Source organism: Phytohabitans sp. LZ39 (assembly GCF_059359075.1).
In genome coordinates this window covers 57,955-76,261 of record NZ_JCADBM010000002.1, presented here as the reverse complement: position 1 = coordinate 76,261, position 18,307 = coordinate 57,955, and the positions used below count along the sequence as shown (strand labels likewise).

Genomic DNA, 18,307 nt, shown 5'->3' with positions numbered 1-18,307 from the left:
AATGGGGGGATGCCGCTGTTGCCATCGCTCGGCCGAGCCGTCGGCTCGATGATCCGGTGGACGCGGCTCTTCGGCCGTAGTTCCGTCCGCGGCGGCCGGTGGGCGGGTCGCAAGGTCGGCGCCGTCCGCACCAAGGGCGCCGGCGGCGAGGTTGGCATGACCCGCCTGCTCGACCTGCACGCCGCGTCGTACGCCGGCGACATCCTCATCGCGATCGGCCTGGCCGGCACCATCTTCTTCAGCGCGTCGATCGGCGAGGCACGCAGCGGCGTCGCCGTCTACCTGCTGGTCACGATGATCCCGTTCGCGGTGCTCGCCCCGGTGGCCGGCCCGCTGCTCGACCACTTCCGCCATGGCCGGCGATACGCGCTGGCCGCCACCATGCTCGGTCGCGCGTTCCTGGCCTGGATGATGTCCGACTACATCCACGGCCTCGCGCTCTACCCGGCGGCGTTCGGCGTGCTGGCGCTCTCCCGGGCATACGGCGTGGCCCGCTCGGCCGCCGTGCCCCGGCTGCTGCCCGAGGGCATGGGCCTGTCCCAGGCGGCCGCCCGGGCCGGCGTGTACGGCATGATCGCCGGCGCCGCCGTGACCCCGATCGGGCTCGCCGCCTTCAAGTTCGGCCCGCAGTGGCCGCTGCGCGTCGCCTCGATCATCTTCCTGGTGGGCATGGTCGTCGCCCTGCGCCTGCCACCCAAGGCCGACTCCGACCCACCGGAGACGCTCCCCCGCCCGTTCGCCGCGATGGGCCTGCGCCGCGGCGACCGCGCACTCACCGGCCGGCTGGTCATCGCCACGCTCGTCAGCAGCGCCGCGCTCCGCGGGCTCTACGGCTTCCTGTTGCTCTTCCTCGCGTTCGCCATCAAGTCCGGCAACCTCACGACCGAGTTCCTCGGCCGCGACCTGGGAGACGAGCTCGCGCTGGGCCTGGCCGGCGGCGCGCTCGGCGTGGGCGGCTTCCTCGCCACCGCCATCGGCACCCGCATGCGCATCCACCGTCCCGCCGCCCTCCAGTCCAGCGGGCTCGTGATCGTGGCCGGCGTGGCGGTGCTCACCACGCTGAAGTTCTCGCTCGCCATGGTGGCATTGCTGTGCCTGGTGACAGCGTTCATGAGCGGCATCTCCAAGCTCGCCGTCGACGCGTCCATACAGGAGCGGATCGGCGAACGCCTGCGGGCCAGCGCGTTCGCCCACTCCGAGACCGTGCTCATGCTCGCCTGGGTGGCCGGCGGCGCGCTGGGCCTCATCCCGTTCCACGGCCGCCTGGGCATCGGAGTGGCCGCCGTCGTCGCGGTCCTCGCCGCCGCCCGCGCGGTGGTGGTCGCCGGCACGCTCCGCAAGGACCGGCTCAACGGCCGGGCAGACCCGGACGCCGACTCGCCGCCGCCCTCCGCACCGCCGCCCACCAAGCCAACGTCACGCCGGCGCCGCAAGGCAGCGCCACCGCCGCCCGAGCCGGAGCCGGAGCCGACGCTAGATCGCGGACCGGCCGCGGAAACTGAGCAGGAGAAGGAAAAGGACACCGTCCCGCCGCCTGGCTTCCATGTGTACCGCCCGTCGTCCGGCCCGCCCACATGACGCTGCTGGTCGTGACCGCCGTCGAGGCGGAGGCCCAGGCGGTCCGTGCGGGAGCCAGCGAAGTGACCGTCGCCGCGGTAGGCGTGGGCGCCGCGGCGGCCGCCGCCGGCACCGCCCGCCTGCTCGCCCTGGCCGAGGCAGCCGGCAGCCCGTACACAGCCGTGGTCGTGGCCGGCATCGGCGGTGGCTTCGCCGGCCGCGCCCCGGTCGGCGCCACCGTCCTCGCTACCCGCAGCATCGCCGCCGACCTCGGCGCGGACTCCCCGGAAGGCTTCATCCCGCTGGACGACCTGGGCTTCGGCACCGCGATCGCGCCGGCCGACCCGATGCTGCTGGCCCGCCTGCACGCCGCGCTCCCCGACGCGATCACCGGCGACATCCTCACCGTCAACACCGTGACCGGCACAGCCGAGACCACCGAAACCCTCACCCGCCGCTTCCCGGCCGCGGTGGCCGAGGCCATGGAGGGGTACGGCGCCGCCCGCGCCGCCACCGACGCCGGCCTCCCCTTCGCCGAGCTACGCACCATCTCCAACCCGATCGGCCCCCGCGACCGCGGCGCCTGGCGCATCCCCGACGCCCTCGCCGCGCTGGCCAAAGCCGCCCACGCGCTGACCGCCTGACCACGCGGCGCTCCTGGGCGGTTGGGGCGGCCCTCGCCCCGTCGCGGCGCCGTCAGCTTTGTGCGCCGCCCTCGGCCCGTCCTGACGCCGTCGACCGGCGCGCGCCCAGGACAAGGGCGACCGGCCGCCAAGAGTCCTCGTGAAACCCACACCGCCGCAGGAACGCCGCCGGCAGCCCCGCCCCGACCACCGCCCGCGCGAGTTCAACGCCCGACCGCTCCACCTCCGCCGCGAACTCTCCGACCAGCCGCCGTCCGATCCCCAGACCGCGCACCCCTCGGGCCACCACCACGCCGTCGAGAAAGACCTCACGCCGCCCCGGCGTGTCCTCGGGATGCCCGGCCCGCACCAGGGCTCGCAACTCCCCGACCACGACGCCGTCGCCAGCCTCCGCGACCCAGCGCCAGACCTCGCCCACGCCGGCGCCGCCATCCCCCACTCGCCGCACGCGAAGGCTCCGCCGCACCCACTCCCGCCACCGCCGTCGCTCCCGCCGCCCACGGCTCAAGTCGTAGGTGTACTCCGGCGGCTGCAACGGCCAGGTCTCCCGCGGCAACCGGTGCCAGTGCGCCCACCACGCTCCCGCCCAGTCCGTCAGCTCCTCGACAGGCCGCACATCGAGGTGGGCTGGATAGTGCCGCTCCGCCCGATCACGCAGCTCCTCGCCCGGCACCGGCCCGCTCCCATCGCTGACGGCAAGCTCACCCCCGGCCGCCCGCAGGAGCCGTTCCACGGTCCGGAACCGCGGATCGAGGGCGGCTCCGGACTCGATGCGCCCCACTGTGCTTTTGGGCACGCCGGCCACCTCCGCCAGCTGCCGCTGACTGAGATCCGCCCGCCGCCGCAAGGCACGAAGAGTCTCACCCAGCTCGATGCCGCCCGTTTCCACCATGTCGGCAGCCTGCCTACTCACCACCCATGCTTCAATCCCTGCCTCATTCCTGTGGATAACTCGGCGCTGAAGCAACCTGGGGGCCTCCGCGTGCGGGGAGCTGTCGACCTGCCCCGCTTGTGCGCCCACGAGATACCTTCCGGGGTTGGGTACGCCGCGCCGCCTCCAGGCCGCGGACCCCCCACTGCCAGGCACACACCAGGGGGAACACCCCGAGTCCGACGGTCTCCAGACGCGGGCGCGCGTGCCCCGTCTGTGCGAGCAGCTCGACAGCTCTTCGCACAGCACCCCTGGCCTCGGCGGCTCTAGGATCCGTCGGGTGGTGCTGTCGGCGAGGTTGCAACTGACCAAGGCGGTGCACCGGGCCGGAGAGCTGCTGGCCGGGATAGCGTGAAGCTGTGGCGCTCTCACTTGCGATCTCGCCGTGTCCCAACGACACGTTCGTCTTCCATGCGCTCGTGCACGGGCTGGTGCCGGGGGCGCCAGCGTTCGACGTGACGTACGCGGACGTGGACGTGACCAACACCGCCGCCGAGAAGGGGGCGTTCGACCTGGTCAAGGTGAGCTATGCGGCGCTGCCCTGGCTGCTGGACGACTACCACCTGCTGCCCTGCGGCGGGGCGCTCGGGCGTGGGTGCGGGCCGCTCGTGCTCACCAAGGAGCCGCGGGAGGACCTGACCGGGGCGACCATCGCGGTGCCGGGCGAGCGGACCACCGCGTACCTGCTGATGCGCCAGTGGGCTGCCGAGCGGCCGCCGGCGAAGGTGGAGATCGTGCCGTTCGACCAGATCATGCCGGGCGTCGCGGCGGGTCGCTTCGACGCGGGGTTGGTCATCCACGAGGCGCGCTTCACGTACCAGCGCTACGGCCTCACCGCGCTCGCCGACCTGGGCGAGTGGTGGGAAGGGGAGACCGGGCTGCCGATCCCCCTCGGGGCGATCCTGGCCCGCCGCGGCGCGGTCGACCCGCAGGCCGCGGCGGACTGGGTGCGGGCGTCGGTCCGCTACGCGTGGGCGCATCCCGAGGCGAGCCGCGACTATGTGCTGGCGCACGCCCAGGAGATGGAGCCGGACGTGGTCGACCAGCACATCGCGCTCTACGTCAACGGGTTCACCGAGGACCTCGGCGGCGAGGGGCACAAGGCCGTCGAGGCCTTGCTCAGATCTCCAGCTCTTTAGCCACCGCGTGCACGACCTGGGCGACCATCTGGGACGTCTTCTTGTCCGGGAAGCGGCCGCGCCGCAGGTCGGGCATGACCTTCGCCTCGAGCACCTTGATCATGTCTTCGATGAGGCCGTGCAGCTCCTCGGCCGGGCGGCGGCGCAGCTCGGTGACCGACGGCGGCGCCTCCAGCAGCGTCACGCCCATCGCCTGCGCGCCCTTGCGGCTGTCGACGACCCCGAACTCGATCCGCTGGCCGCTCTTGAGGTCGGTGACGCCCCCCGGCAGCGCGTTTTTGGGCAGGAAGACATCGCCACCCTCGTCACTGGTGACGAACCCGTAGCCCTTCTGCGCGTCGTACCACTTCACTCGACCCGTAGGCACCGCTGACCTCAACTCCGTTTGCGGGATTGCTGGTTGTCACAAGGCTAACCGGAGCAACCCCGTCAGCGCGCCTCGGAATCCATTCAGGTCACCCAGGACCTCGCTGGCGCCAGCCGCCCGGAGCTCGTCGGCGGAGCAGGGGCCGGTGGTGACACCGACGCCGGGGATGGCGGCGGTGCGTGCGGCGACCATGTCGGCCACGTGGTCGCCCACGTACAGCAGCACGCCGTACTCGGTCAACGCGGTGGCCTTGCCCTCGGCGAACAGATCGCCGGCCACCTCGTCGACCGGCAGGCCGAGGTGGTCGAGGTGGAGCCGGGCCAGCCGGCCGAGCTTCGACGTGACGACCACCACCTTGCCGCCGAGCGCGCGCACGGTCTCGACCGCCTCCGCGGCGCCGGGCAGCAGCATCGACGGAGTGATCGCGTACTCCGGGTAGAGCGCGCGGTATCCGTCGACGGCCTCCTCCAACTGCTCGGGCGGAAACCAGCGCCGCAGCTCATGGCGAAGCGGCGGGCCGAGGCGGGCCACCGCGGCCTCGGCGTCCACGTAGACGCCGGTGCGGGCGGACAGCTCGCGGAAGGCGGCGGCGATGCCGGGGCGGGAGTCGACGAGGGTCATGTCAAGGTCGAACCCGACAACCAGCGATTCAGCCACGCCGGTGCTCCTCCCCCAGACCGTTTCCTCGATCATCCTGACACGTGAGCGAGCTTGCGAGCGAACCATCGGGCGCAGGGACTGACCCACAACGCTGGCGGCGCCAACAGACGGCCTCAGCTAGCTTTGGATGACGATGGCCACCACACTCGCCGAACAGCTGCGGTCGCTGCCGGACCGCGCGCTGGCCGCGCTGCTCCAGCTGCGGCCAGACCTGGTCATGCCCGTGCCGTCCGACCTCTCGGCGCTGGCGGTGCGGGCCCAGTCCCGGGTATCGGTGGCGCGCGCCCTCGACGGGCTCGACCAGTTCACGCTCCAGGTGCTCGACGCGGTGCGCCTGACCCGCGACCCGGACGACGGCACCACCTCGGTCGACGCGGTGCTCGCGATGGCCAAGGGTGAGACCGCCGGTGTGCGGGAGGCGCTCGGCCGGCTGCGGGCGCTGCTGCTCGTACCCGGTCCGGACGAGGCCCTGCATGTGGTCGGCGGCGTCGACGAGGTCTCCTCGCCGTACCCGGCCGGGCTGGGACGACCCGCCGCGGAGCTGGACCCGGCCGCGGCGGCCCTGTGCGCGGACCCGGCCCGGCTGCGGCGGACGCTGCTGGCCGCGCCGCCGCCGGCGCGCGCGGTACTCGACCGCCTGGCGGACGGTCCACCGGTGGGCACCTTGACCAACGGCACCGCGGCGGCGGACTCGCCGGTCCGGTGGCTGCTCGACAACGGGCTGCTGGTGCGGATCTCCGGCGAGGCGATGGAGCTTCCCCGCGAGATCGGCCTGCTGTTGCGCCGCGACGCCGGCCCGCTCGGCCCGTTGCGGGTGCGGCCGCCGGCCATCCAAAGCGCCGCCCGCGACCTCAAGAGCGTCGACTCCGCGGGGGCGGGGCAGGCCATGGAGGTGGTACGCCAGGCCGAAGCGCTGCTTGCCGCGCTCGACGCCGAGCCGGCCACGATGCTCCGCTCGGGCGGGCTGGGCGTGCGCGACCTGCGCCGGCTGGCCAAGGCGACCGCGCTGGACGAGCCGGTGGCCGCGCTGCTGCTGGAGGTGGCGTACGCGGCCGGGCTGGCCGGCGAGGCGGACGCGCCCGGTGCGCGGGTGGGCGCGGAGCTTGTCTTCCTGCCTACGGCGGCGTACGACACTTGGCGCGCCATCCCGCTGGCCCGGCGCTGGGAGCGGCTGGCCACGGCATGGCTGGCGATGACCCGGCAGGCCGGCCTGGTCGGGCAGCGCGACGAGCGGGACCGGCCGATCAACGCCCTCGCCGGCGAGGCGGAACGCGCCGGTGCGCCGGCCGCCCGCCGGGGCGTGCTCGAAGTGCTCGCCGGGCTCGAACCCGGCACCGCGCCGACCGCCGCGGAGGTGCTCGCGCTGCTGGCCTGGCGGGCGCCGCGCCGGGCGAAGGGGCGTGAGGCGATCCACCGCGAGGTGCTCAGCGACGCGGCGCTGCTCGGGGTGACCGGGATGGGCGCGCTCACGTCGTACGGGCGGATGCTCGCCACCCGCGACGAGGCCGAAGACGACGACCCGCTGGGCGTACGGGCGGACGACGAGCCGGATGTGGCGGGTGCGCTCGACGGCCTCCTGCCCGCCCCGGTCGACCACCTGCTCGTGCAGGCCGACCTGACCGTCGTCGTGCCCGGCCCGCCGGAGCCGGCGCTCGCCGCCGAGCTGGAGCTGCTGGCCGAGCAGGAGTCGGCCGGCGGGGCGAGCGTGCACCGGGTGACCGAGGCGAGCGTGCGGCGCGCGCTCGACGCCGGCTACACCGCCGACGACCTGCACTCGCTTTTTCGCCGCCGCTCCCGCACCCCGGTGCCGCAGGGGCTGACCTACCTCGTCGACGACGTGGCCCGCAAGCACGGTGGGCTGCGTGCGGGCGGCGCCGGGGCGTACGTGCGCAGCGACGACGAGGCGTTGCTGGTGCAGCTGCTGGCCGACAAGCGGCTGGCCGCGCTGACCCTGCGGCGGCTGGCCCCGACCGTGCTGGTCACGCCGTACCAGATTGGCCGCCTGCTCGCCGCGCTGCGCGAGGCCGGCTACCCGCCGGTGCACGAGGACGCCAGCGGTGCGGCGGTGCTCAGCCGCTCGAAGTCGCGCCGGGCGCCGGTGCGCACCGCGGTCGGGTTGCGCACCGACCCGATCGGGCCGCCACCGCTCACCCCGCCGCGGCTGGCCGGCATCGTCGAGCAGATCCGGCGGGGTGACGCGGCCGCCCGCGCCGCCCGCCGCGCGCCGGTCACCGTCCGCGCCGCCAACGGGCACGGCGTCGAGGGGCTCACCGCGGTACAGGCGCACAGCCAGGCGCTCGCCGTGCTACAGCAGGCGGTACGTGACAAGGTGCTGGTCTGGGTGGGGTACGTCGACGCGCACGGCGCCACCGCGTCCCGGCTGGTGCGGCCGGTGTCGATCGGGGGCGGCTACCTGCGGGCGGAGGACGAGCGCACGGAGATGCTGCACACCTTCGCGCTGCACCGGATCACCGCCGCGGTCCTCGACGACTGACCGTTGCCCAGCCGCCTTACGGCCATATCGCCGGATACATCCCCCACATATTAGTTCTTGTAAATTTCTAGATGTGATGGAAACGTTCTTCACATCTCGGCATCAAAACGGTCGAGATCATCCATCACGTCACCGACGTGTGCCAAAACCCCCGGAGGCTCACGTGAGACTCAACCGACCCGCCGCCATCCTCGCGGCACCGGTGCTCCTGCTCGGCGCGGTGCTCTGGCCGTCCGCCGCCCAGGCCGCCCCCGAACCCCTGCTCGCCGCCGACGCCCCCGCGGCCACCAGCCTCAGCACGAGCCTCGGCGCCCGCTCGGCCGGCGCGTACATCGACGCCAGCGGCCGGATGGTGGTCACCGTGACCGACGCCGCCGCGGCGAAGCAGGTGCGGCAGGCCGGCGCGACCGCCAAGACGGTCAAGTACAGCGCCGCCCAGCTCGACGCCGTCACGGCCACGGTCGCGAAGACGACCGACGTGCCCGGCACGGCTCGCTACACCGACGTGACGACCAACCAGGTCGTGGTCACCGTCGACAGCACCGTCACCGGCGCCCGCCTCGACTCGGTGAAGGCCGCTGTGGCCGCCGCCGGCGACGCGGCCCGCCTGGAGACCACGGCTGGCAAGTTCCAGCTGTTCATCGCCGGCGGCCAGGCCATATACACCGGCGGCTCGCGCTGCTCGCTCGGCTTCAACGTGCGTTCGGGCAACACGCTCTACTTCGTCACCGCCGGCCACTGCACCAACGCCGGCGCGAGCTGGAGCAACGGCTCGACCACGCTCGGCACCCGCGCCGGCTCGAGCTTCCCGGGCAACGACTACGGGATCGTCCGGTACACGAACACGAGCATCGCCCGGCCCAGCGCGGTCTACCTGTACTCCGGCAGCAGCACGCAGTCGATCACCTCGGTCGGCAACGCGGTCACCGGCCAGTCGGTCCGCCGCAGCGGCAGCACCACCGGCGTACGCAGCGGCTCGGTGACGGGCACCAACGCCACGGTGAACTACCCGCAGGGCCAGGTGCGCGGGCTCATCCGCACCAACGTCTGCGCCCAGCCCGGTGACAGCGGCGGCTCGCTCTTCGCCGGCTCCTCCGGCCTCGGCCTGACCTCCGGCGGCAGCGGCAACTGCTCCACCGGCGGCACGACCTTCTTCCAGCCGCTCAACGAGGTGATGTCGGTCTACGGCGTGAGCCTGGGCTGATCACCAGCGGTCCCAACGGCCGCCGGTCGGGTGCGTCAGGTGCCCGGCCGGCGGCCGAACACGTACACCCGGGTGCCCACCTTGCCGAGCTCGTAGAAGGCGACCGCGTCGGAGTGCAGCAGGTTGGCGCAACCGTGCGAGCCGATCGACTTCGTGTGGATGTACGTCGTGGTCTCGTGGAAGCCGATACCACCGTTGAAGCGCTGCCAGTACGGCAGCCACACCTCGTACGGGTTGGACCACTCCTTGAGCGCCTTGTTCTGCACCGAGTACGCACCGGTCGGCGTCGCGAAGCCGGGCATACCGGTACGCGTGACGGTCGGCTTGAGCACCACCTTGCCGCCGCGCATCGCCCACGCGGTCTGATGGGTCAGGTCGAGGCAGAACGTCGTACCCGATCCGGTCTTGCACTTGCTCGTGTCGGTCGCGGCCAGGCGCTGCGCGACGTCGGCCGTGGTGGGGCCGGCGCGGCCGGCGGCCGGGCTGATGCCGTATCGCTGCTGGAACTTCTTGATCGCCACGCAGTCGGCGTCGGACTGCTTGCCGTCGACGGTGACCTTGCCGAACGTGCCGAGCTTGGCCAGCGCCACCTCGACCTCGCGCTGGCTGTCGCCCTGCGGGCAGCCCGGCTTGGGCTGTTTCTTCGGCTTCGGAGCCTTTTTCGTCGTCGTGGTGGTCGGCGTCGGAGTCGGCTTCACCGTGGGTGACGGCTCGACCGTGGGGGACGCTGCCGGGTCGGGCGACGCACTCGCCCCCGTAGCGCCCTGCCCCGCACTCACCGACTGGGGATCTCCCCCGGCCTGGCCAGGTTGCGACTCGAGCGCGCACGCACCGACGCCGAACAGCGCGACGACTGCAACGGCGACGAAGCGCAAGCCTTTGCCTACCACGGCGCCCTCCCCAGAGCAGTTGTCGTCACGTAGACGCACGACAGTGCCAGTCCGGTTGCAGCAGATGAAGACTTTCTTCGCGACAGTCTGCACGCCGGGGGCAAGCCGGCGTCCGTGCAACACTGGAGGGTCTGCGTGGAGGAGGGGCAATCTTGAGCGGCGGACCATTGATCGTGCAGTCGGACAAAACCCTGCTGCTGGAGGTCGACCACCCGGACGCGCTCGCCTGTCGCATGGCGATCGCCCCCTTCGCCGAGCTGGAGCGCTCGCCCGAGCACGTGCACACCTACCGGCTGACCCCGCTCGGGCTGTGGAACGCGCGGGCGGCGGGCCACGATGCCGAGGGCGTGGTCGACGCGCTGCTGCGCTTCTCCCGCTACCCGGTGCCGCACGCGCTGCTGGTGGACGTGGCCGAGACCATGGACCGCTATGGGCGGCTCCAGATCGTCAACCATCCGACGCACGGGCTCGTGCTGCGCGGGCTCGACCGGGCGGTGCTCGTCGAGGTCGCCAAGTCGAAGAAGCTGGCCGGCATGCTCGGCGCCAAGATCGACGACGACACCATCGCGGTGCACCCGTCCGAGCGCGGGCGGCTCAAGCAGGCGCTGCTCAAGCTCGGCTGGCCGGCCGAAGACCTGGCCGGTTACGTCGACGGCGAGGCGCACGAGATCGCGCTTGACCAGGACGGCTGGCAGCTGCGGTCCTACCAGCAGGAGGCGGTCGACCACTTCTGGGCCGGCGGCTCCGGCGTCGTCGTGCTCCCCTGCGGCGCGGGCAAGACGCTCGTCGGCGCGGCGGCGATGGCGCAGGCGTCGGCCACCACGCTGATCCTGGTCACCAACACGGTCGCCGGCCGCCAGTGGAAGCGTGAGCTGCTCGCCCGCACCTCCCTGACCGAGGAGGAGATCGGCGAGTACTCCGGCGAGCGCAAAGAGATCCGCCCGGTGACGATCGCCACCTACCAGGTGCTCACCACCCGGCGCGGCGGCGCGTTCACCCACCTGGACCTGTTCAACGCGCGCGACTGGGGCCTGGTCATCTACGACGAGGTGCACCTGCTGCCCGCGCCGATCTTCCGTTTCACCGCGGACCTCCAGGCCCGCCGCCGGCTCGGCCTAACCGCGACGCTGGTCCGCGAGGACGGCCGCGAGGGCGACGTCTTCTCGCTGATCGGCCCCAAGCGGTACGACGCGCCGTGGAAGGACATCGAGGCGCAGGGCTGGATCGCGCCGGCCGACTGCACCGAGGTGCGGGTGACGCTCTCCGACGAAGAGCGGATGGCGTACGCCACCTCCGAGGCGGAGGAGCGCTACCGCTTCGCGGCGACCGCGCGTTCCAAGCTCCCGGTGGTGAAGGCGCTGGTCGAGCGCCACTCCGACGACCAGGTGCTGGTGATCGGGGCGTACATCGACCAGCTGCACCAGCTCGGCGAGGCGCTCGACGCGCCGATCATCCAGGGTTCGACCACCAACAAGGAGCGTGAGCGGCTCTTCGACGAGTTCCGCTCGGGCACGCTGCGCACGCTGGTGATCTCCCGGGTGGGCAACTTCTCGATCGACCTGCCCGAGGTGGCGGTGGCGGTGCAGGTGTCCGGCACGTTCGGCTCCCGCCAGGAAGAAGCGCAGCGGCTGGGTCGGGTGCTGCGCCCCAAGTCCGACGGCCGGCAGGCGCACTTCTACACGGTGGTCTCAAGGGACACGATCGACACCGAGTACGCGGCGCACCGCCAGCGGTTTTTGGCCGAGCAGGGCTACGCCTACACGATCGTCGACGCGGACGACGTGCTCGCCTGACGTTCCCGCGGGGCCGCCACGGTGGCCGGCGCGGCCCGGCGGGTTTGCGGGATGACCAGCGCGAGCAGCGCGGCGCCGGCGAGCGCCACCGCACCGACCATCTGTCCGGCGCGCATACCGTCGACGAAGTCCTGCCCGCTGGCGTAGCCGCCGGCGGCCGAGAAGACCGCGCCCAGCACCGCGATGCCCAGCACGGTGCCGAGCTGGCGCACCGCGTTGGACGCGCCGGAGGCGACGCCCTCCATGCCGCGCGGTGCGAAGTCGATCGCGGCCCGGGCCATCGGCGCGAAGAACAGGCCCATGCCGACGCCGCCGAGCACGAACGGGGGCACGAGCTCGCCGTACGGGACGTCCGGGTCGCTCACCAGGGCCAGCCAGGCCACGCCTGCGGCCTGGAGCGCGAGCGCGATGGCCAGCACCCGCCGTACGCCGATCCGGTCGGCGAGCGCGCCGGAGATGGGCGCGACGAGGGCCGGCGCCGCGGTCCACGGCAGCGTGCGCACGCCGGCTTCGAGCGGCGAGTACCCCTGCACGGTCTGGAGGAACTGCGCGCCCAGGAAGACCGCGCCGAACATGCCGAACGCCATCACGAACCCGACCGCGTTGGACACGCTGAAGCCTCGGCTGCGAAACAGCGGCAGGGGCAGCATCGGGTAGCGGGCGCGGGCCTGCCAGGCGACAAACGCGAGTACGAGGGCGCCGCCGCCGATCAGCCCGAGGAGTACGGGTGCGCTGGTCCAGCCGTGGCTGCCGCCGCGGACCAGGCCGAAGACCACACCGAACAGGCCCGCGGTGGCGAGGGCGACGCCGATCGGGTCGAGCCTGCCGGCACCGCCGCGGCTCTCCCGTACGGCGGCGACGAGCGGGAGCAGCACCAGGCCGATCGGCACGTTGATCCAGAAGATCCACTCCCAGGACGCGGAGTCGACCACCGCGCCGCCGATCACCGGGCCGAGCGCGACGCCGAGCCCGCTCATCGCACCCCAGATGCCGAAGGCGGTGCCGCGCCGGGCCGGCGGTACCGCGTCGGCGAGCAGCGTGAGGCTGAGCGGTGTGATGATCGCGCCGCCCAGGCCCTGTACCGCGCGGGCGGCGATCAGGGTGTCGATGTCCGGCGCGAGCGCGGCGGCGGCCGACGCCGCAGTGAAGATGACGAGCCCGATCGCGAAGACCTTCCGCCGGCCGAAACGGTCGCCGAGGGCCGCGCCGGTGAGCAGCAGGACGGCGAACGTGAGCGTGTACGCGTTGACGGTCCACTCCAGCCCTTCGAGGCCGGTGCCGAGGTCGACCCGGATGACGGGCAGCGCGTTGGTGACGATGAGGTTGTCCATCGCGACCATGAACGTGGCCGCGCCGGTGACGACGAAGGTCCACAGGAGCTTGCCTAGTGACTGATCACTAACTTCTTTTCCCATGGGAAGTTCCCTGTTCGCTCGGGTGTCCGGTACTCAGGCGGGTGGGTCGGAAAGGCCGGCGAGCGTGTCGCCGAGCTGCTCGCGGATCCGGGGGAGGTCCATCGCGGCCATGACGTTGAGCAGCATGCCCGCGGCCAGAAACTGCATGACCCGCTGGTCGTCGGCTCCGGACAGGTGCGCGACCTGGCGCCACAGCGCGCTCACCCGCTCGCGGGCCAGCTGGCGGATCTCCTCGTCGTGGCAGGCGGCGGCCCACATCTGGAGCTGCATCTGGAGCGTCGCCTTGTCGTCGAGCAGCGTCTTGTAGGCCCGGCCCATCTCTTGGAGCGCCGCCTCACCGGTGAGGCCCTCCGCGGCCTCGTCGAAGATGGCCCGCACGTGGTCGAAGCAGTTTTCGATGCTGGCGAGGAAGATCGCCTTCTTGGTCGGGAAGAGCCGGAACAGATATGGCTGGGAGACGCCGACCCGGCGGGCGATGGCCTCGGTGGAGGCGCCGTTGAGCCCGCTCGCGCCGAACTCTTCACGCGCGGCGCGGAGCACCGTGATCCGCCGTTCCTCCGCACTCATCCGCACGTCGGTAAGTTATCACTCACTAACCAGGCACGGAAGGACCCGGGGTCAGCAGGTCCTCGAGCAGGTCGCCGTACTCCTCGATCCGCTCCAGCACCTCGTCGGGGCTGAACGCCCGCGCGGCGCCATCCTCCACCTCGTCCCAGGTCAGCGGCGTGGAGACGGTGGGCTGGGCTTGGGCGCGCAGCGAGTACGGCGCGACGGTCGTCTTGGCCGCGCTGTTTTGACTCCAGTCGATGAAGACTTTGCCCGGCCGCAGCCGCTTGGCCATCTTCGACGTGATCGACTTGGGCGTGCCGCGCTCCAACTCCTCGGCGATCCGCTTGGCGTACGCGGAGACCTCCTCGGCCGACTGCGTGCCCGCGATCGGGCAGCTCAGCTGCATGCCCTTCTTGCCGGAAGTCTTCGGATAGGCGGCAAGCCCGTCTTCGGCGAGCCGGTCGCGCATCAGCACCGCCACCGCGCAGCACTCGCGCAGCCCCGCCGGCGCACCGGGGTCGAGGTCGACCACCATCAGGTCGGGCTGCTCGCCGACCCGCCACTGCGGGGTGTGCAGCTCCAGCGCGGCGAGGTTGGCCAGCCACACCAGCGTCGGCAGGTCGTCGGCGACGACGTAGTCGATCGTCTCCCGGTCCTTTGTCGACCCGGGCACCGGCAGCGTCTCGACCCGCACCCACTCCGGGGTACCGCCAGGCTTGTTCTTCTCGAAGAAGGACTGCCCGTCCACGCCGTTGGGAAAGCGGATCCGGGTCAACGCCCGGTCGCGCAGGTGCGGGAGCAGCACCGACGCGACCTGGGTGTAGTAGTTGATGATCTCGCCTTTGGTGAACCCGGCTGCCGGGTAGAGCACCTTGTCCAGGTTGGACAGCTCCAGCGACTGCCCGTCGACCTCGACCCGGATGCGCTGCTCTTTAGGTGGCATCTGCTACATCCTCCGGTCGCAGGTCCGGGCGCAGCCGCAGAAACCGCGGGAAGCGCAGTCTCCCGTCCGGCGTGCGCTGGCCGTACTTCACCTCCACTACGATCTCCGGTCTTACCCAGATCGCGCCACGGGCATCTTCACGCGGCACATCGCCGGCGAAGGGTGACGGTGCGTCGCGTCGCGGCTCCAGCACGTCGAGCAGCGCGCGCTCGGCCGCGGCGCCGATCCCGCCGCCGACCCGGCCACGGAACGCCAGCCGCCCGTCCGGCTGCGGCGCGCCGACGAGAAGCCCGCCGATCTTCCGTGCGCCCGGCCGCCACCCGCCCACCACGAACTCCGCGGTGAACTCGGCCTTCACCTTGACCCAGTCCGGGGAACGCAAGCCCGGCCGGTAGATCGAGTCGGCGCGCTTGGCGACCAGGCCCTCGAGCTGGTTCTCCTTCGCCGCCGCGTACGTGGCCGGGCCGTCGGAGAAAGTCGGCGGCACCGCCCAGCGCGGCCCGGCCAGCCCGAGTGCCTCCAGGGCCGCCCGGCGGTCGTGGTACGGCCACGCGGTGAGGTCGGCGCCGCGCAGCCGGAGCAGGTCGAAGATCATGTATGTGACGGGGATGCTCGCGGCCAGCCGCGCCGCCCGTGCCTTCTCGCGTACGTGCATCCGCTCGGCCAGCGCCGTGAAGCTGGGCCGCCCCGCCTCGTCGAGCAGCACCACCTCGCCGTCCAGCACCGCGTCGTCGAGGGTCTTGCCGAGGCGGGCCAGCTCGGGGTAGGCGGCGGTGATCTCGGCGCCGGAGCGGGCCCACATGCGCGAGGCGCCCTGGGTGATTTCGGTGATTGCGCGAACGCCGTCCCATTTGAACTCATACGCCCACCCGGAACCGGCTGGAAGCCGCTCCCCCGTGGTCGCGAGCATGGGTTTCAGCGGCATACCAGCCACGAAACCACCTTAGATCCACTGTGAAGGCCTCGCGTCCCGTTCATCGCAGTGCGATCCTGGTTGGGACCGGGCTGTGCCATCAGGATGCGCGGCGGGGGTTCCGGGCAGGTCAGCACGGATAGGAGCCAGGATGCGGGCAATCTGGAAAGGCGCGGTCTCGTTCGGCCTCGTATCGATCGCCGTAAAGCTTTATTCGGCAACCGAAGAGAAGGATATCCGTTTTCACCAGGTTCATCGGCAAGACGGCGGTCGCATCCGATACAAGCGCACCTGCTCGGTCGACGGCGAGGAGGTGACCTACGACGACATCGCCAAGGGCTACGACATCGGCGGTGGCGAGATGGTCATCCTCACTGACGACGACTTCGCCGACCTGCCGCTGAGCACCTCCCGCGCGATCGACGTGCTGGAGTTCGTGCCGGCCGATCAGGTCGACCCGATCATGTACAACAAGGCGTACTTCATGGAGCCCGAGGGCGCGGCCACCAAGCCGTACATCCTGCTCCGCGACGCGCTCGCCGATGCCGACCGGGTCGCGATCGTCAAGGTGGCGCTGCGCCAGCGCGAGCAGCTCGCCACGCTGCGGGTACGCGAGGGCGTCCTGATGCTCAACACGATGCTGTGGCCCGACGAGATCCGAAAGCCCGACTTCACCTTCCTCGACGAAAACATCGAGGTGCGCCCGCCGGAGCTGGCGATGGCCGGCTCGCTGATCGACTCGATGGCCGGCGACTTCGACCCGGACGACTTCAAGGACAACTACCGCGAGGCGCTCCAGGAGGTCATCGACGCCAAGGTCGAGGGCCGCGAGGTCGTGCAGCCGGAGGAGGTCGAGGAGGCCCCGGCCGCCGCGGTCGACCTGATGGCCGCGCTGAAGGCGTCGGTCGAGCGGGCCCGGGCGGCACGCGGCGAGGAGGGCGGCGAGCCGACCCCGATCTCGTCGGCGCGCTCGGCCAAGAAGGCCGAGCCGGCCAAGAAGGCACCCGCGAAGAAGGCCGCACCGGCCAAGAAGACCGCCGCGAAGAAGGCCGAGCCGGCCAAGAAGGCGGCGGCGAAGAAGACCACCGCCAAGAAGACCGCCTCACGCAAGTCGGCCTGACCGCCCAGCCGACCTCGGTGACCTCTAGGGAGCGCGGCGTCAGCCGACCTCGGTGACCTCGAGGGCGCCTTCGGCGTAGCTGGAGCGGACCCGCTTCTTGTCGAACTTGCCGACGCTCGTCTTCGGCACCGCCTCGATGAACGCCCACCGCTCGGGGAGCTGCCACTTGGCGACCCGCTCGCCGAGGAAGTCGCGCAGCTCCTCGGCGCTGGCCGTCGTGCCCTCCTTGAGCACGACGGTGGCCAGCGGGCGCTCGTCCCAGCGCTCGTCGGGCACGCCGACCACGCAGGCCTCCAGCACCGCGGGGTGGGCCATCAGCGCGTTTTCCAGCTCGACCGAGGAGATCCACTCGCCGCCGGACTTGATCACGTCTTTGGCGCGGTCGGTGAGCGTGATGAAGCCGTCGGCGGAGAGGGTGCCGACATCGCCCGTGCGCAGCCAGCCGTCGCGGAACTTGTCCGGGTCGGGCACGTCCTCGCCGATGTACCGCGACGTCGTCCACGGCCCGCGGACCTCCAACTCGCCCACGGACTTGCCGTCGGCGGGCATCTGCTCGCCCAGCGGGCCCACGATGCGGGCCGCGACGCCGGCCGGCACGCGGCCCTGGGTGATCCGGTACGCGAACGCGTCGTCGCCCGTCGCACCGGCCGGCGCGCGGGACACCGAGCCCAGCGGCGACATCTCGGTCATGCCCCAGGCGTGGATGATCTCGATGCCGTATCGCTCCTTGAACGCGGTCATCAGCGCGGGCGGGCAGGCCGACCCACCGACGATCACCTCCTTGAGCGAGGAGATGTCGACGTCGTGACCGTCTAGGTAGGACAGCACATCGGTCCAGATGGTCGGCACGGCGCCGGCCTTGGTGGGGCGCTCCGCCTCGATCATCTGCGCGATCGGTCCACCTTGGAGGAAACGGTCGGGCATCAGCAGCGAGGCTCCGGACATGAACGCGGCGAACGGGATCCCCCACGACATCGCGTGAAACATCGGCACGATCGCGAGTTCGCGGTCGGCCGGGCCGAGCCCGAAGCCCTCGGGTGCGCAGACCTGCATCGAGTGCAGCCAGATGGAGCGGTGCGAGTACGCCACGCCCTTCGGGTTGCCGGTCGTGCCCGAGGTGTAGCAGAGGGCGGCGGCGTCGCGCTCGTCGAGTGTGGGCCAGTCGAAGCGCTCCGGCTTGTCGCGCAGCAGGTCGTCCCACCGGTGTACCGACACGCGGTCGCCCAGCGGTGCCGGGTCTCCGCCGCCGACCACGACCACGTGCTCCACTGTGGACATCGTGGGCAGCACCTTGGCCAGCAACGGGATCAGCGTGCTGTCGACGATGACGACCCGGTCTTCGGCGTGGTTGGCGATGTACGTGATCTGGTCGGGAAACAGCCGCAGGTTGAGCGTGTGCAGCACGGCGCCCATGCTCGGCACGCCGAGGTAGACCACGAGGTGCTCCGCGTTGTTCCACATGAAGGTGGCCACCCGCTGGTCGCCGGTCACGCCCAGGTCGTCGCGGAGGGCGTGCGCGAGCTGTGCGGCCTTGGCGCCCACCTCGGCGTACGTCATGCGGCTGCTGCCGGCACCGGTCCAGGTGGCGACGTCCGCGGTGCCGTGCACGGTGCTGCCGTGCTCGAGGATCCGGGAGACGAGAAGCGGGGCGTCCATCATCGTGCTGCGCATGGTCTGAATGTAGTGTC

Annotated in this window: 15 protein-coding genes and 1 pseudogene; 7 read left to right on the top strand and 9 right to left on the bottom strand. The window is 71.9% G+C overall.

All coding sequences use genetic code 11. The annotated features are described in order from the left end of the window. The first annotated feature begins 9 nt into the window (after window positions 1-9). Together AC5L36_RS03950 and AC5L36_RS03945 are read left to right on the top strand one after the other, a co-directional pair. The gene (locus AC5L36_RS03950; RefSeq protein ID WP_441213940.1) at window positions 10-1,578 is read left to right on the top strand and encodes an MFS transporter; all 1,569 of its coding nucleotides are present in this window, start codon (window positions 10-12) and stop codon (window positions 1,576-1,578) included. Next, window positions 1,575-2,201 carry a futalosine hydrolase gene (locus AC5L36_RS03945; protein WP_441213939.1) on the top strand — a complete coding sequence of 209 codons (627 nt, stop codon included), beginning with the start codon at window positions 1,575-1,577 and terminating at the stop codon, window positions 2,199-2,201. Before AC5L36_RS03950 ends, AC5L36_RS03945 begins: the two co-directional genes overlap by 4 nt. A 52-nt stretch (window positions 2,202-2,253) precedes the next feature. On the opposite strand, the gene AC5L36_RS03940 is transcribed toward AC5L36_RS03945, so the two are convergent. Further along, a complete protein-coding gene (locus AC5L36_RS03940) occupies window positions 2,254-3,114 on the bottom strand; it encodes a GNAT family N-acetyltransferase (protein ID WP_441213938.1) in 861 nt (286 codons plus the stop codon). Between the two features lie 377 nt (window positions 3,115-3,491). On the opposite strand from AC5L36_RS03940, the pseudogene AC5L36_RS03935 reads away from it, so the two are divergent. After that, window positions 3,492-4,253 (top strand): annotated as a pseudogene (locus tag AC5L36_RS03935) (1,4-dihydroxy-6-naphtoate synthase); the annotation flags it as partial. On the opposite strand, the gene AC5L36_RS03930 reads toward AC5L36_RS03935, so the two are convergent. Together AC5L36_RS03930 and AC5L36_RS03925 are read right to left on the bottom strand one after the other, a co-directional pair. Then, window positions 4,252-4,638: a cold-shock protein gene (locus AC5L36_RS03930; protein ID WP_441213937.1), complete on the bottom strand. Its 387-nt coding sequence runs from the start codon at window positions 4,636-4,638 to the stop codon at window positions 4,252-4,254. The pseudogene AC5L36_RS03935 and the gene AC5L36_RS03930 sit on opposite strands and share 2 nt — an antisense overlap. A gap of 36 nt (window positions 4,639-4,674) precedes the next feature. Beyond that, window positions 4,675-5,259, bottom strand: a complete 585-nt coding sequence (locus AC5L36_RS03925; RefSeq protein ID WP_441214469.1) for an HAD family hydrolase — start codon at window positions 5,257-5,259, stop codon at window positions 4,675-4,677. A gap of 172 nt (window positions 5,260-5,431) precedes the next feature. Between AC5L36_RS03925 and AC5L36_RS03920 the strand changes: the two genes are divergently transcribed. Next, a complete protein-coding gene (locus tag AC5L36_RS03920; protein ID WP_441213936.1) occupies window positions 5,432-7,792 on the top strand; it encodes a helicase-associated domain-containing protein in 2,361 nt (786 codons plus the stop codon). Between the two features lie 163 nt (window positions 7,793-7,955). Continuing rightward, window positions 7,956-8,996, top strand: coding sequence for a S1 family peptidase (locus AC5L36_RS03915; protein ID WP_441213934.1), 1,041 nt, complete (start codon window positions 7,956-7,958; stop codon window positions 8,994-8,996). A 35-nt stretch (window positions 8,997-9,031) separates the two neighbouring features. On the opposite strand, the gene AC5L36_RS03910 is transcribed toward AC5L36_RS03915, so the two are convergent. Next, window positions 9,032-9,886, bottom strand: coding sequence for a L,D-transpeptidase family protein (locus AC5L36_RS03910; protein ID WP_441213933.1), 855 nt, complete (start codon window positions 9,884-9,886; stop codon window positions 9,032-9,034). Between the two features lie 152 nt (window positions 9,887-10,038). On the opposite strand from AC5L36_RS03910, the gene AC5L36_RS03905 reads away from it, so the two are divergent. Then, window positions 10,039-11,679: a DNA repair helicase XPB gene (locus AC5L36_RS03905; protein ID WP_441213932.1), complete on the top strand. Its 1,641-nt coding sequence runs from the start codon at window positions 10,039-10,041 to the stop codon at window positions 11,677-11,679. Here AC5L36_RS03905 and AC5L36_RS03900 read toward each other — a convergent pair. The 4 genes from AC5L36_RS03900 to ligD (AC5L36_RS03885) are packed head-to-tail and all read right to left on the bottom strand — an operon-like array spanning window position 11,643 to window position 15,520. Beyond that, complete coding sequence (locus AC5L36_RS03900; RefSeq protein WP_441213931.1) at window positions 11,643-13,094, bottom strand: DHA2 family efflux MFS transporter permease subunit; 1,452 nt, start codon at window positions 13,092-13,094, stop codon at window positions 11,643-11,645. The two genes, AC5L36_RS03905 and AC5L36_RS03900, sit on opposite strands and share 37 nt — an antisense overlap. 33 nt (window positions 13,095-13,127) lie before the next feature. After that, window positions 13,128-13,661 (bottom strand): TetR/AcrR family transcriptional regulator, encoded by a 534-nt coding sequence (locus AC5L36_RS03895; RefSeq protein WP_441213930.1) that lies wholly within the window; start codon window positions 13,659-13,661, stop codon window positions 13,128-13,130. Between the two features lie 25 nt (window positions 13,662-13,686). Next, complete coding sequence (gene ligD, locus AC5L36_RS03890) at window positions 13,687-14,586, bottom strand: non-homologous end-joining DNA ligase (RefSeq protein ID WP_441213929.1); 900 nt, start codon at window positions 14,584-14,586, stop codon at window positions 13,687-13,689. Then, window positions 14,576-15,520: a non-homologous end-joining DNA ligase gene (ligD, locus tag AC5L36_RS03885; RefSeq protein ID WP_441213928.1), complete on the bottom strand. Its 945-nt coding sequence runs from the start codon at window positions 15,518-15,520 to the stop codon at window positions 14,576-14,578. Before ligD (AC5L36_RS03885) ends, ligD (AC5L36_RS03890) begins: the two co-directional genes overlap by 11 nt. Window positions 15,521-15,650: 130 nt before the next feature. Here ligD (AC5L36_RS03885) and ku point away from each other — a divergent pair, with 130 nt between their 5' ends. Beyond that, a complete protein-coding gene (gene ku, locus AC5L36_RS03880) occupies window positions 15,651-16,619 on the top strand; it encodes a non-homologous end joining protein Ku (protein ID WP_441213927.1) in 969 nt (322 codons plus the stop codon). A gap of 39 nt (window positions 16,620-16,658) precedes the next feature. Here the strand turns inward: ku and AC5L36_RS03875 are convergent, their stop codons facing one another. Continuing rightward, window positions 16,659-18,290 (bottom strand): fatty acid--CoA ligase, encoded by a 1,632-nt coding sequence (locus AC5L36_RS03875; RefSeq protein ID WP_441213926.1) that lies wholly within the window; start codon window positions 18,288-18,290, stop codon window positions 16,659-16,661. Window positions 18,291-18,307: the final 17 nt, after the last annotated feature.

Excerpts from the sequence above, each read along its gene's own strand:
- AC5L36_RS03950 (WP_441213940.1), top strand. The coding sequence starts at position 10 with ATGCCGCTGTTGCCATCGCTCGGCCGAGCCGTCGGCTCGATGATCCGG.
- AC5L36_RS03945 (WP_441213939.1), top strand. The coding sequence starts at position 1,575 with ATGACGCTGCTGGTCGTGACCGCCGTCGAGGCGGAGGCCCAGGCGGTC.
- AC5L36_RS03925 (WP_441214469.1), bottom strand. The coding sequence starts at position 5,259 with ATGACCCTCGTCGACTCCCGCCCCGGCATCGCCGCCGCCTTCCGCGAG.
- AC5L36_RS03920 (WP_441213936.1), top strand. The coding sequence starts at position 5,432 with ATGGCCACCACACTCGCCGAACAGCTGCGGTCGCTGCCGGACCGCGCG.
- AC5L36_RS03900 (WP_441213931.1), bottom strand. The coding sequence starts at position 13,094 with ATGGGAAAAGAAGTTAGTGATCAGTCACTAGGCAAGCTCCTGTGGACC.
- AC5L36_RS03895 (WP_441213930.1), bottom strand. The coding sequence starts at position 13,661 with ATGAGTGCGGAGGAACGGCGGATCACGGTGCTCCGCGCCGCGCGTGAA.
- ligD (WP_441213929.1), bottom strand. The coding sequence starts at position 14,586 with ATGCCACCTAAAGAGCAGCGCATCCGGGTCGAGGTCGACGGGCAGTCG.
- ku (WP_441213927.1), top strand. The coding sequence starts at position 15,651 with ATGCGGGCAATCTGGAAAGGCGCGGTCTCGTTCGGCCTCGTATCGATC.
- AC5L36_RS03875 (WP_441213926.1), bottom strand. The coding sequence starts at position 18,290 with ATGCGCAGCACGATGATGGACGCCCCGCTTCTCGTCTCCCGGATCCTC.